12 protein-coding genes and 2 tRNA genes are annotated in these 13,715 nt (G+C 43.5%); 13 read left to right on the forward strand and 1 reads right to left on the reverse strand.

Going from position 1 to position 13,715, the window contains the following annotated elements:
• Positions 1-432: 432 nt before the first annotated feature.
• On the forward strand, positions 433-906 hold the full coding sequence (gene greA, locus ELZ11_RS00710) for a transcription elongation factor GreA (protein ID WP_137355452.1): 474 nt from the start codon (positions 433-435) through the stop codon (positions 904-906).
• A gap of 75 nt (positions 907-981) precedes the next feature.
• Here greA and yhbY read toward each other — a convergent pair whose 3' ends face one another.
• A complete protein-coding gene (gene yhbY, locus ELZ11_RS00715; RefSeq protein ID WP_137355453.1) occupies positions 982-1,278 on the reverse strand; it encodes a ribosome assembly RNA-binding protein YhbY in 297 nt (98 codons plus the stop codon).
• A 128-nt stretch (positions 1,279-1,406) separates the two neighbouring features.
• On the opposite strand from yhbY, the gene rlmE reads away from it, so the two are divergent.
• The 12 genes from rlmE to truB all read left to right on the forward strand — a co-directional run bounded on the left by rlmE (position 1,407) and on the right by truB (position 13,598).
• Positions 1,407-2,036: a 23S rRNA (uridine(2552)-2'-O)-methyltransferase RlmE gene (gene rlmE / locus ELZ11_RS00720; RefSeq protein ID WP_137355454.1), complete on the forward strand. Its 630-nt coding sequence runs from the start codon at positions 1,407-1,409 to the stop codon at positions 2,034-2,036.
• 107 nt (positions 2,037-2,143) lie between these two features.
• Entirely contained in the window at positions 2,144-4,096 is a 1,953-nt protein-coding gene (ftsH, locus tag ELZ11_RS00725) for an ATP-dependent zinc metalloprotease FtsH (RefSeq protein WP_244291586.1), read from the forward strand.
• Positions 4,097-4,180: 84 nt separating this feature from the next.
• A complete protein-coding gene (gene folP / locus ELZ11_RS00730) occupies positions 4,181-5,020 on the forward strand; it encodes a dihydropteroate synthase (protein ID WP_137355456.1) in 840 nt (279 codons plus the stop codon).
• 17 nt (positions 5,021-5,037) lie between these two features.
• Positions 5,038-6,378, forward strand: coding sequence for a phosphoglucosamine mutase (glmM, locus tag ELZ11_RS00735; protein ID WP_137355457.1), 1,341 nt, complete (start codon positions 5,038-5,040; stop codon positions 6,376-6,378).
• A 250-nt stretch (positions 6,379-6,628) separates the two neighbouring features.
• Positions 6,629-6,961 (forward strand): preprotein translocase subunit SecG, encoded by a 333-nt coding sequence (gene secG, locus ELZ11_RS00740; protein ID WP_137355458.1) that lies wholly within the window; start codon positions 6,629-6,631, stop codon positions 6,959-6,961.
• A gap of 19 nt (positions 6,962-6,980) precedes the next feature.
• Positions 6,981-7,064, forward strand: a tRNA-Leu gene (locus ELZ11_RS00745).
• Between the two features lie 53 nt (positions 7,065-7,117).
• Positions 7,118-7,194, forward strand: a tRNA-Met gene (locus ELZ11_RS00750).
• Between the two features lie 232 nt (positions 7,195-7,426).
• Positions 7,427-7,882, forward strand: a complete 456-nt coding sequence (gene rimP / locus ELZ11_RS00755) for a ribosome maturation factor RimP (RefSeq protein WP_137355459.1) — start codon at positions 7,427-7,429, stop codon at positions 7,880-7,882.
• Positions 7,883-7,917: 35 nt separating this feature from the next.
• Positions 7,918-9,405, forward strand: a complete 1,488-nt coding sequence (nusA, locus tag ELZ11_RS00760; RefSeq protein WP_137355460.1) for a transcription termination factor NusA — start codon at positions 7,918-7,920, stop codon at positions 9,403-9,405.
• 20 nt (positions 9,406-9,425) lie between these two features.
• Positions 9,426-12,116: a translation initiation factor IF-2 gene (gene infB / locus ELZ11_RS00765; protein ID WP_137355461.1), complete on the forward strand. Its 2,691-nt coding sequence runs from the start codon at positions 9,426-9,428 to the stop codon at positions 12,114-12,116.
• A gap of 115 nt (positions 12,117-12,231) precedes the next feature.
• The gene (rbfA, locus tag ELZ11_RS00770) at positions 12,232-12,645 is read left to right on the forward strand and encodes a 30S ribosome-binding factor RbfA (RefSeq protein WP_137355462.1); all 414 of its coding nucleotides are present in this window, start codon (positions 12,232-12,234) and stop codon (positions 12,643-12,645) included.
• Positions 12,645-13,598 (forward strand): tRNA pseudouridine(55) synthase TruB, encoded by a 954-nt coding sequence (gene truB, locus ELZ11_RS00775; protein ID WP_137355463.1) that lies wholly within the window; start codon positions 12,645-12,647, stop codon positions 13,596-13,598. The genes rbfA and truB overlap by 1 nt, the downstream gene beginning before the upstream one ends.
• The last annotated feature ends 117 nt before the right edge of the window (positions 13,599-13,715 follow it).

Genomic DNA, 13,715 nt, shown 5'->3' on the forward strand with positions numbered 1-13,715 from the left:
GTTTTGAAAATCATAAATTTCCATCAATATGCATGAGCAATCCATGAGCTATGTTTTACTCCTAAAGTTCCTTATTAGTTAGTAAAATGATATAAATCAGACTTATGAACAGTGTTTTATTGTGCTTGGTTTTTCTGTAACTTGTTGTTTTATTTGTGTTTCTGTTTATTCTTTTGTGTCTGGGTTAAATTTGGGTTTTAGTTCTTTTTAGGTTTATTTTTCTGATTAAGCCTGATTAACGGGGTTTGGTAGGGGATGTACTTGTTAAGAAACGAGAGATAGCCAAGGCTTTCCTAAGCTTGGAAATGAATTAAGATGATTTAGATATAAAGTTTGTTTACACTAGGCCCAATATGTTTGTTATCTACTACCTAATCGTATGGTTGGGTGGGATTATTTTGTCCAAAGGTAGCTTTGGGATAGAGGTAGAAAATGGAAAAGGTTCCAATGACTGTACGTGGCGAACAACTGCTACGTGACGAATTAGAAAGATTATTAAAGTTACGCCCAGTTATCTCTGCAGCGATTGGTGAAGCTCGCGAGTTGGGTGACCTAAAAGAGAATGCTGAATATCACGCCGCTCGTGAAGAGCAGGGTATTTGTGAAGCACAGATTCGTGATATTGAGTATAAACTTTCAGTTGCTCAAGTGATTGATGTTACTCAGATGGAAAACACCGGAAAAATTATTTTCGGTACAACAGTAACATTGATTGATGTTGATACTGATGAAGAAGTGAAATATCAAATTGTTTCTGAAGACGAGGCGGATATTAAGTCTGGTCGTATTTCAGTTAAATCACCGATTGCTCGCGGGTTAGTGGGTAAACATGAAGGTGATGAAGTCGTTATCTCAACACCGGGTGGTGAAAAAGATTTTGAAATCGACAAAGTAGAATACATTTAATTGTATCTTGATAATTGAAGTATTAAAAAAGGTCGCATCATGCGACCTTTTTTCTCACCGTAGCAATAGAAACTATTACTTGCGTGGGATTTCGATCTTACGTTCTTCAGTCTGACGAAATAGTACTAACACTTTACCAATGGTTTGTACTTTTTCAGCGCCTGTTTCGCGAACAATTGCATCGATAATCAATTGCTTAGTTTCACGGTCTTCTGAAGCAACTTTAATTTTGATCAGTTCATGGTGATCTAAAGCAATTTCGATTTCCGCTAGAACAGCTTCAGTTAGTCCGTTTGCGCCCATTAGCACAACAGGTTTTAAACTGTGAGCTAGGCCTTTTAGATGCTGCTTTTGTTTGGTGCTTAGGTTCATTACGCGGCCAATTTTCTTTACTATTAGGGTTGAAAAAACCTATTTTAACGCCATCTAATGCTGAAGACTATAATTTATTAGTCATAGTATTTGGCAATTCAGTTTTTACCCACCGTTTTAGGTATCTAATGAGCAAACAGAAACACTCGGCCAGCTCTGGTCGTTGGTTGAAGGAACACTTCGACGACAAGTATGCAAATGAAGCTAGAAAAAAAGGCTATCGTTCGCGTGCTTACTTTAAAATGGAAGAAATCCAAACTAAAGACAAATTGTTATCTCCTGGAATGACGGTTGTCGATCTGGGCGCTGCTCCTGGTGGGTGGTCTCAATATGCTGCTAAAATTGTTGGTGACAATGGTCAAATCATTGCATGTGATTTATTGCCCATGGATCCGATTGCTGGTGTAAGCTTTTTACAAGGTGACTTTCGTGATGATGCAGTGCTTGAGGCATTATTAGAAAGAATCCAGCCAAGCATGGTTGATGTTGTTATGTCTGATATGGCACCTAACATTGCTGGTAACAATTCAGTTGACCAGCCTAGAGCTATGTATTTAGTTGAATTGGCGTTGGATATGTGTCGACAAGTTCTAGCCACAAATGGTAGCTTTGTTGTTAAAGTTTTCCAAGGCGAAGGGTTTGATCAATTCGTGAAAGACGTCCGTGATATGTTTAAAACCGTTAAGGTTCGTAAACCCGACTCTTCTCGAGCTCGTTCCCGTGAAGTGTTCGTCGTAGCCACTGGTTACAAAGGTTAACGATTCAATAGTTTTTGGAAAAGTTAACACTATAGCTACAGGTTACAAACTGTAGTACCCTACCTTTAATTACAATTAGTTATCGAGAGGCTGACACCTTGAGTGACATGGCAAAAAATTTAATTCTGTGGCTAGTTATCGCTGTAGTATTGATGTCGGTATTCCAGAGCTTTGGCCCTGGTGAAAGTAACGGCAGAGCAGTAGATTACACCACGTTTGTACAGGAAGTTGGCCAAGGCCAGATTCAAGACGCGCAGTTTAATAACAGTGAGATCACATTTACCCGTCGTGGTGGTGGAGCAAAGTATGTAACTTACATGCCTGTTTACGATCAAAAGCTTCTTGATGATTTAATTAACCAAAATGTTCGAGTTCAAGGTACACCACCAGAAGAGCAGAGCCTACTTGGCACTATCTTTATTTCTTGGTTCCCTATGATCTTACTGATTGGTGTATGGATTTTCTTCATGCGTCAAATGCAAGGCGGTGGCGGTAAAGGCGCTATGTCTTTCGGTAAGAGCAAAGCTCGTATGATGAGCGAAGAACAAATCAAAACGCTTTTTGCTGATGTTGCTGGCTGTGACGAAGCAAAAGAAGATGTGAAAGAGCTGGTAGATTACCTGCGTGACCCAAGTCGATTCCAGAAACTAGGTGGTAAGATCCCTACTGGTATTTTACTTGTTGGTCCTCCGGGTACAGGTAAAACGCTACTTGCAAAAGCGATTGCAGGTGAGGCGAAGGTACCATTCTTTACTATCTCTGGTTCTGACTTCGTAGAAATGTTTGTTGGTGTTGGTGCATCTCGTGTGCGTGACATGTTTGAGCAAGCGAAGAAAGCAGCACCTTGTATCATCTTCATTGATGAGATCGATGCGGTAGGTCGTCAGCGTGGCGCTGGTGTTGGTGGTGGTCACGATGAACGTGAACAAACATTGAACCAAATGCTTGTTGAGATGGATGGCTTCGAAGGTAACGAGGGTATTATTGTTATCGCTGCGACTAACCGTCCAGACGTACTTGACCCTGCGCTACTTCGTCCTGGTCGTTTTGACCGTCAAGTTGTCGTTGGTCTACCAGATGTACGTGGTCGCGAACAGATCCTTAAAGTACATATGCGTAAAGTACCGCTAGCGGGCGATGTAGAGCCTTCTCTAATTGCACGTGGTACACCAGGTTTCTCTGGTGCTGACCTAGCTAACTTAGTTAACGAAGCGGCGCTATTCGCTGCTCGCGGTAACAAACGCAACGTTTCTATGGTTGAGTTTGAATTAGCGAAAGACAAAATCATGATGGGTGCAGAACGCCGCTCAATGGTGATGTCCGAAGAGACGAAAGAGTCAACGGCATACCACGAAGCGGGTCACGCGATTGTTGGTCGCCTAGTACCTGAGCATGATCCGGTGTACAAAGTATCTATCATCCCACGTGGCCGTGCGTTAGGTGTGACGATGTACTTACCAGAGCAAGATCGTGTGAGCATGTCTCGCCAACACTTAGAATCGATGATCTCTAGCTTATACGGTGGCCGTCTCGCTGAAGAGCTGATCTACGGTAAAGATAAAGTATCGACTGGTGCTTCAAACGATATCGAGCGTGCGACAGATATCGCTCGTAAGATGGTTACTCAATGGGGTTTCTCTGAGAAACTAGGCCCTCTTTTATATGCTGAAGAAGAAGGCGAGGTGTTCTTGGGTCGTAGTGTTAGTCAAACTAAACATGTATCAGATGATACGACTAAGCTAATCGATGAAGAGATTCGTATTCTGATCGACCGTAACTACGCTCGAGCGAAGCAGATTCTTGAAGATAACATGGATATCATGCATTCAATGAAAGATGCGTTGATGAAGTACGAAACCATTGATGCAGGTCAGATTGATGACCTAATGGATCGTAAAGATGATATTCGTGAGCCAGCTGGCTGGGGTGATGAAGCTAAAGCGGAACCTACTAAAGCGGAAGCTAAGCCAGAACCTAAAGCTGATTCTGAAGATGCTCCTAAAGTTGATTCCGAAGAGTCTTCTGATACTAACAGTGATGCGTCAAACAAAGATTCTTAATTTTTGATGTTTTGAATAAAACCCTGAGGAAACTCAGGGTTTTTCTATTTGTATGCTTATAGATTTCATGAAGATGACGAAACTATGAAGATCCGAGCGAATAATAAAACTCTTACTCTTAATAAGCCTCATGTGATGGGGATACTGAATGTCACGCCTGATTCATTTTCTGATGGTGGTAAGTTCGATACGCTTGAAAATGCATTAACTCAAGTGCGAAAGATGATCGAAGCGGGTGTGTCGATCATTGATATCGGTGGTGAGTCGACTCGCCCTGGGGCGCCTGAGGTTAGTCTCGAAGAAGAGCTGAGTCGTGTTATACCAATCATTAAACTCATTCGTGAAAAGTTTGATGTGTGGATTTCTATCGATACTAGTAAAGCGGAAGTCATGCGTGCAGCGCTTAACGCTGGTGCGGACTTGATTAATGATGTCAGAGCGCTACAAGAGCCTGGTGCATTAGAAGTAGCTGCTGAATTTGATGTGCCGATATGCCTAATGCATATGCAAGGGCAACCGCGCACGATGCAAAGTAATCCACATTATGAAAATGTCCTAACCGATGTTTCGGAGTTCTTGGAAGAGCGAGTAAGTGCGTGCGAAAAGGTAGGGATCACAAAAGATCGGCTAATTCTTGACCCTGGCTTTGGTTTTGGTAAAACACTTGCCCATAACTATCATTTACTAGCTCATTTAGAGCGATTCCATACTCTAGGCTTCCCGATACTTGCGGGGATGTCTCGAAAATCTATGATATTTAAATTGTTGGATAAGAAACCAGCTGATTGTATGGTCGCAAGCGTTACTTGTGCAACTATTGCTGCTTTAAAAGGTGCTCAAATTATTCGAGTTCATGATGTTGAAGACACGCTCGAAGCGATGAAGATCATCGAAACTATGAATGAAAATATTGAGACAATATAAATAATAAGGAAAAACGCATGTCTGATAAGCGTCGTTATTTTGGTACAGATGGTGTTCGTGGCAAAGTGGGACAGTATCCTATTACTCCCGATTTTGTATTAAAGCTTGGTTGGGCCGCGGGCCGCGTACTTGCAAAGCAAGGTACAAAGAAAGTCATTATAGGTAAAGATACGCGCATCTCAGGTTATATGCTTGAATCAGCTCTGGAAGCTGGTTTGGCTGCCGCAGGGTTAAAAGCTACTTTCACGGGGCCAATGCCAACTCCTGCTGTTGCTTATCTTACTCAAACGTTTCGCGCTGAAGCTGGGATCGTAATATCAGCATCTCATAACCCTTACTATGATAATGGCATCAAGTTCTTCTCATCGGAAGGAACTAAACTACCTGATGACATCGAATTAGCGATTGAAGCTGAACTTGATAAAGATATCGAATGTGTAGAGTCAGCAGAATTAGGTAAAGCTGTCCGTTTAGATGATGCTGCAGGCCGATACATCGAATTTTGTAAGAGCACATTCCCGCACCAAATGACATTAGCGGACTTAAAAATTGTTGTCGACTGTGCTCACGGCGCTACTTACCACATCGCACCTTCTGTTTTTAAAGAGCTTGGAGCAGAAGTCATTGCAATGGGGGTTGAACCTAATGGCACTAACATTAACCATAAAGTGGGCGCGACGGACGTTAAGGCACTGCAAGAACGTGTTGTTGAAGAAAAAGCACACTTAGGTTTAGCGTTCGATGGTGATGGTGACCGCATTATTATGGTCGATGAGCTTGGCAATAAGATTGATGGTGATCAGATTGCTTATATTATTGCCCGTGATGCACTGCGCCGCGGCGAGCTTAAAGGCGGCGTCGTAGGGACACTAATGACTAACCTGGGTATGGAAAACGGCCTGAAACAGCTTGGTATTCCATTTGTACGTGCCGCTGTAGGCGATCGTTACGTTATGGAGCAGTTACTTGCGAAAGGTTGGAAAATTGGTGCCGAAAATTCAGGTCATGTAATCCTACTTGATAAGGTGACTACTGGTGATGCTATTGTTGCTGCGCTGCAAGTACTAGCGTCAGTGGTTGATAGTGAAATGTCGTTGAATGAATTATCTCAAGGGATGACGTTATACCCTCAGGTATTAGAGAACGTGCGCTTTAGTGGCGATTCGAATCCATTGGAAGCAGAAGCAGTAAAGGCTGCTGTTGTTGAAGTGGAAGCTGAACTCGGTGAGAAAGGTCGAGTTCTGTTACGTAAGTCAGGTACGGAGCCTCTGCTTCGTGTAATGGTTGAAGGTGAAGATGCTGACTTAGTTCAAAGTTCAGCTTTAAAAATTGCTGAAGCTGTAAAAGCTAACTGCTAAGTATTAGTCGAGCCGCTGGTTTTCATTTGAAAAAGAATGAATTAACCAGCGGTTATTAGTCTAATAGTAACCATGTGTTCTTTTTTTGGTCGATCAAGTCCAGCTGCACGTGTTTTTAGAAAAATTCGCTTGTCAGCCTCTTAGGGTTTCGCTAGTATTGCTCGGCCTTCAGTTAGGAGGACGCTAGCCTTGTTCTTAAAAATGTTTTTAGAACGGCGCTGGCTCAACAATTAGGAACATAGGTGGAAAAATGTTTACAGTTCTACTTGTGATTTACCTGTTGGCAGCGCTTGGTGTAATTGGCCTAGTGTTGATTCAACAAGGTAAAGGCGCAGATATGGGAGCCTCTTTCGGTGCTGGCGCTTCAAACACTGTGTTTGGTGCTAGTGGCTCAGGAAATTTCCTAACCCGAATGACTGCAATTTTTGCAACAACATTTTTTATCCTTAGCTTAGTGCTTGGCAATATGTCTACTAGTAAGACTGAGTCACAATGGATTGACCCAACTCAAGGTCAAGTTATCCAGCAAGCTGAAGATGCAGCAAGTGAAATTCCAGCGCAAGGCGATGAAATTCCACAATAAGCGATAAAAAGCTTTTGATGCCGAGATGGTGAAATTGGTAGACACGCTAGCATGAGGTGCTAGTGCCTTAGGTGTGAGGGTTCGAGTCCCTCTCTCGGCACCATATTTACAAACTTGTAAATCATCTTGTTGAGCGTATAATGCTCGCAAGTCGGACGCGGGATGGAGCAGCTTGGTAGCTCGTCGGGCTCATAACCCGAAGGTCGTCGGTTCAAATCCGGCTCCCGCAACCAATTCTTTATTATTTTATTTAGAGATTGGTAGCAAGTTTGCGCAGTGTGAACCTCACTGCGAGTTAAGTGTAAATCAATCTAGATAAACGCTTAACACATCAGGGTCCAGCAACAAAAACCCCGACTTATTCGGGGTTTTTTGTTATCTGTGCATTTGTAAATGCATATTGATAATGTTTGCTTGGAATTTAAATTGGGCTCTGAGCCCTTTTTTTGTTTCTGGAGTGGTTAAATGACTGGTTTAGAAAGACAACTTACTGAAATGCTTGACGCTCCAGTAGCGGCATCAGGTTATGAGTTAGTTGGATTAGAATTTATTCGTGCTGGTGAGCACTCAACGCTACGTATTTATATTGATTCTCCAAACGGTATCAATGTGGATGATTGTGCTGAAGTAAGTCACCAAGTAAGTGCAGTAATGGATGTTGAAGATCCAATTTCAGTGGCTTATAACCTTGAAGTGTCTTCTCCAGGTTTAGAAAGACCACTGTTCAAAGCAGAGCATTACCAACAATTTATTGGTCACGAGGTAAGCATCGTTTTGAAAATGGCAGTAGCGAACCGTCGTAAATGGAAGGGTGATATCCAGTCTGTTGATGGTGAAACTATTACGGTATTGGTTGAAGGAAAAGAAGAAGAATTCGTCCTTAGCAATATTTCAAAAGCTAACCTGATCCCTAAATTTTAGTTCTCCTAGAGAGAAGAGCTTAAGAGGCTAGATTAATGAACAAAGAAATTTTAGCGGTAGTAGAAGCTGTTTCTAACGAAAAAGCAGTTCCTCGTGAGCGTATCTTTGAAGCGCTTGAAATCGCGCTAGCAACAGCAACAAAGAAGAAAAGCGAATTTGAAATCGAAGTTCGTGTTGAAATCGATCGTAAAACTGGTGACTTCGAAACTTTCCGTCGCTGGGAAGCGGTAGAAGAAGTTGAATTCCCAACTAAGGAAATCTCAATTGAAGCTGCAAAATACGATGACGAAACAATCGAATTAGGCGGTTTCATCGAAGACGAAATCGAATCAGTTACTTTCGACCGCATTACAACTCAAACGGCTAAGCAAGTAATCGTACAGAAAGTACGTGAAGCTGAGCGTGCACAAATTGTTGAGCAGTTCATCGACAACGAAGGCGAGCTAGTAACTGGCGTAGTTAAGAAAGTTAACCGCGATACTATCATCCTAGACCTAGGTAACAACGCTGAAGCGGTTATTTTACGTGATGATCAACTTCCACGTGAAAACTTCCGTCCAGGTGACCGTGTACGTGGTTTACTGTATGCAGTTAAGCCTGAAGCTCGTGGCTTCCAGCTATTCATCACTCGCTCTAAGCCTGAGATGCTCGCTGAACTATTCCGTGTAGAAGTGCCAGAAATCGGTGAAGAGCTAATCGAACTGAAAGGTGCGGCGCGTGATCCTGGTTCTCGTGCAAAGATTGCAGTAAAAACTAACGACAAGCGTATTGACCCTGTTGGTGCTTGTGTTGGTATGCGTGGTGCACGTGTACAAGCTGTATCTGGCGAGCTTGGCGGTGAGCGTATCGATATCGTTCTTTGGGATGATAACCCAGCTCAATTCGTTATCAATGCAATGGCTCCTGCGGATGTTGCTTCTATCATCGTTGATGAAGATGCGCACTCAATGGATATCGCAGTAGAAGCGGATAACCTAGCACAAGCAATCGGCCGTAGCGGTCAAAACGTACGTCTAGCATCTCAACTAACAGGTTGGGAACTAAATGTAATGACAGTTGCTGACCTTCAGAAGAAGCACCAAGAAGAAGCTGTCGCTTCTATCGAAAACTTCATGAAGCACCTAGATATCGAGCAAGACTTTGCCGAACTTCTTGTAGAAGAAGGTTTCTCAACTCTTGAAGAAGTAGCTTACGTTCCTGTAAATGAGCTTCTTGAAGTTGACGGCCTTGATGAAGGCATCGTTGAAGAGCTACGTAGCCGTGCGAAAGATGCACTAACAACGCTTGCACTTGCTCAAGAAGAAACATTTGACGGTGTTGAACCAGCTGAAGACCTACTAGGTTTAGAAGGTTTAGAGCGTGAAATGGCTTACAAGCTAGCGTCAAAAGGTGTTGCAACACTAGAAGACCTAGCAGACCAAGGTGTTGACGAACTAGAAGGTATTGAAGGATTGACAGAAGAACGCGCTGGTGAGCTTATCATGGCAGCACGTAACATCTGTTGGTTTGGCGACGAAGAATAATTCAGCAAGGAGAGAGCGGTATGACACAATTAACAGTTAAAGCACTGAGTGAAGAGATTGGTACGCCAGTTGACCGCTTAATTGAACAACTTGCTGATGCAGGCATGAAGAAAGCTGGTTCGGACCAAGTTTCAGATGCAGAGAAGCAAACACTGCTAACTCACCTGAAAAAGGAACACGGCGACACTACTGGTGAAGCTGAACCGACTCGCTTAACTCTTCAACGCAAGACCCGCAGCACACTAAGTGTTGCCGCTGGAGGCGGTAAGAGTAAGGATGTTCAAGTAGAAGTACGTAAGAAGCGTACTTACGTGAAGCGCAGCGCAATTGAAGATGAAGCAAAACGTGAAGCTGAGGAAGCAGCTAACCGTGAAGCTGAAGAGAAAGCACAACGCGAAGCTGAAGAGCAAGCGCAACGTGCAGCTGCAGAAAAAGCACAACGCGAAGCCGAAGAAAATGCGAAACGAGAAGCGGATGCAAAACGTGAAGCGGAAGAAAAGGCAAAACGCGTACAAGCTGATAAGGCTAAAAAAGACATGAATGCAAAAAATGCGGACGCAAATACGCAAGCTAAAAAAGAAGCTGACGAACTAAAACGTCGTCAGGAAGAAGAAGCACAACGTAAAGCAGAGCAAGAAGCTGCTAAGCTAGTTGAAGAAGCTCGTAAACTAGCAGAAGAAAACGAAGCGCGTTGGACTGAAGAAGAGAAGAAGAAGAAAGAACAAGAGAAATCTGCGGATTACCATGTGACTACTTCTACTTACGCTCGTGAAGCAGAAGATGCTGCTGATCAAAAAGAAGAGAAAGCTCCTCGTCGTCGTAAAAAGAAAGCGGCACCAGCTAACCAACCTGGTAACAACCGTGGCGGTCGTAACCAACGTGGTCGTGGCGGTAAAGGTAAACTGGCTAAGCCAACTTCAATGCAGCAAGGCTTCGATAAGTCTGCAACTGTAGCGAAATCTGACGTTGCTATTGGCGAAACTATCGTAGTTTCTGAGCTAGCGAGCAAAATGTCAGTTAAAGCAACTGAAGTAATTAAAGTAATGATGAAGATGGGCGCTATGGCGACTATCAACCAAGTGATCGACCAAGAAACAGCACAACTTGTTGCTGAAGAAATGGGTCACAAGGTTATCCTACGTAAAGAGAACGAACTAGAAGAAGCAGTACTAGCAGATCGCGATAGCGATGCAGTGGCTGAAGGTCGTGCTCCAGTTGTTACTATCATGGGTCACGTTGACCACGGTAAAACTTCTACACTTGACTACATCCGTAAAGCACACGTTGCTTCTGGTGAAGCGGGCGGTATTACACAACACATTGGTGCATACCACGTAGAAACTGAAAACGGTATGATCACTTTCCTTGATACTCCTGGACACGCGGCGTTTACTGCTATGCGTGCACGTGGTGCTCAAGCGACAGATATCGTTGTACTTGTAGTAGCAGCAGACGATGGCGTAATGCCACAAACAATCGAAGCAATCCAGCACGCAAAAGCGGCGGGTGTACCTCTGATTGTTGCAGTGAACAAGATCGATAAAGAAGACGCTAACCCAGACAACGTTAAGAACGAGCTAGCTCAATACGACGTTATTCCTGAGGAATGGGGTGGCGAGAACATGTTTGTTCATATCTCTGCTAAGCAAGGTACAAACATTGAAGGTCTTCTAGAAACTATCCTTCTTCAGTCTGAAGTTCTTGAGCTAACAGCTGTTAAAGAAGGCATGGCTTCTGGTGTTGTTGTTGAATCTCGTCTTGATAAAGGTCGTGGTCCAGTTGCAACGGTTCTAGTTCAGTCTGGTACTCTAAACAAAGGCGATATCGTGCTTTGTGGTCAAGAGTATGGCCGTGTTCGTGCAATGCGCGATGAGAACGGTAAAGAAATCCAAACTGCTGGTCCTTCTATTCCAGTTGAGATCTTGGGTCTATCTGGCGTTCCTGCATCAGGTGATGAAGCGACAGTAGTACGTGACGAGCGTAAAGCACGTGAAGTAGCGAACTACCGTCAAGGTAAATTCCGCGATGTTAAACTAGCTCGTCAGCAAAAAGCGAAACTTGAGAACATGTTCTCTAACATGGCTGCTGGTGAAGTTGCTGAACTTAACGTTGTTCTTAAAGCTGACGTTCAAGGTTCTGTTGAAGCAATCGCAGATTCTCTACGTAAACTTTCTACTGAAGAAGTAAAAGTGAACATCGTTGGTTCTGGTGTTGGTGGTATTACAGAAACTGATGCAGTACTTGCAGCGGCTTCTAACGCTATCATCCTAGGCTTCAACGTACGTGCTGATGCAACTGCTCGTCGTACTGTTGAAAACGAAAACCTAGATCTACGTTACTACTCAATCATCTACCAACTGATCGATGAAGTGAAACAGGCGATGGGCGGTATGCTTGCTCCTGAATTCAAACAAGAAATCATCGGTCTTGCTCAAGTTCGTGACGTATTTAAGTCGCCTAAACTTGGTGCAATCGCAGGTTGTATGGTTACAGAAGGTCTGATTAAGCGTAACAACCCAATCCGCGTACTTCGCGAAAACGTTGTTATCTACGAAGGTGAACTAGAGTCACTACGTCGCTTTAAAGATGACGTTCAAGAAGTTAAGAATGGCTACGAGTGTGGTATTGGCGTTAAGAACTACAATGATGTTCGCGTTGGTGACCAAATCGAAGTATTCGAGATTGTTGAAGTAAAACGTACTCTTGATTAATTGACTAAAATTACTAATGTAATCTTTTATAGATAGTTGGTAATTGGTTGTTGAATACGCCATGGGGGGCTGGTTACGACCATCCCCCCATTCTTTCTATTAGTGAGAAAAGAAAATGTCAAAAGAATTTAGCCGCACGCAACGTGTGTCTCAGCAGCTCCAAAAAGAGCTTGCTTTAATCCTTCAACGTGAGGTGCGTGACTCGCGCATCGGCATGGTAACGATTTCAGACGTAGAAGTGTCTCGTGACTTAGCTTACGCAAAAGTTTTCGTGACTTTCTTATGTATTGGCGAGCAAACGCCTGAATCTTGCCTAGCTGCTCTTAAAGAGCATGAAGTGCCAATTCGTATGGCGCTAGGTAAGCGTATCCGTCACCGCCTAACACCAGAAGTTCGTTTTACTTACGACAACACTTTGGTTGAAGGTATGCGTATGTCTAACTTAGTAAGTGAAGTACTGAGTGAAGATAAGCGTAAGCAGCAAGAAGCTGGCCGTGATGAAGGTACTGAACCAAAAGGTGAAGAGTAATGGCTCGCCGTCGTAAAGGTCGCCCTATTAACGGGGTAATTCTATTAGATAAGCCAACTGGCATTTCATCTAATGATGCACTGCAAAAAGTAAAGCGTATTTACTTTGCAGAGAAAGCGGGGCACACCGGAGCTCTGGATCCTCTTGCGACTGGCATGCTGCCAATTTGTCTTGGCGAAGCAACCAAGTTTTCTCAGTTTCTTCTCGATTCTGATAAGCGTTATGTTGTGATCGCTAAGCTTGGTGAGCGTACCAATACTTCTGACTCTGATGGTGAAGTAGTTGAAACTCGTGAAGTGAACGTGACTCAAGAACAACTTGAGCGCTGCATTGAAAGCTTCAAGGGTGAAACTGACCAAGTTCCATCAATGTTCTCTGCGTTAAAATATCAAGGTAAGCCTTTGTATGAATACGCGCGTGCGGGTATTGAAGTACCACGTGAGTCGCGTAAGATCACTGTGTATTCTATTGAACTGCTTCGCTTTGAAGGTGATGAAGTTGAAATGGAAGTTCATTGTTCTAAAGGTACTTACATCCGTACTATCACTGATGATCTTGGTGAGATGTTAGGTTGTGGTGCTCACGTGACTATGCTTCGTCGCACTGGTGTAGCGAAGTACCCATACGAGCGTATGGTAACGCTTGAGCAGCTGAATGAGATCTTAGAGCAAGCGCAGGAGCAAGAGATTGCACCGAAAGAGCTGCTTGATCCACTGCTGATGCCAATGGACACTGCCGTTGAAGATTTACCAGAAGTAAACCTCAATGCAGAGCTGACTGATCTTGTTCAGCATGGTATGCCAGTTCAGGTTTCTGGTGCGCCTACTGAAGGTACGGTTCGCATGACAAGTGGTGAAGAGAAGCTGTTTGTGGGTGTGGCTCAGATTGCCGATGATGGCAGAGTAGCACCGAAACGTTTGGTGGTTTTCAGAGAAGAAGAACCACAAGCGTAATTAAGTCGATACTTAGCCTATTTGGTAAAAAGCGAATGCCGATAAATGGTATTCGCTTTTTTGTTTTATAGGGTGTTCGATTGTTATTGCACCACTTCGTAAACTTCCCTATAATCC

The sequence above is a fragment of the Vibrio profundi genome (assembly GCF_005281835.1).
In the GTDB taxonomy this organism is placed as follows: domain Bacteria; phylum Pseudomonadota; class Gammaproteobacteria; order Enterobacterales; family Vibrionaceae; genus Vibrio; species Vibrio profundi.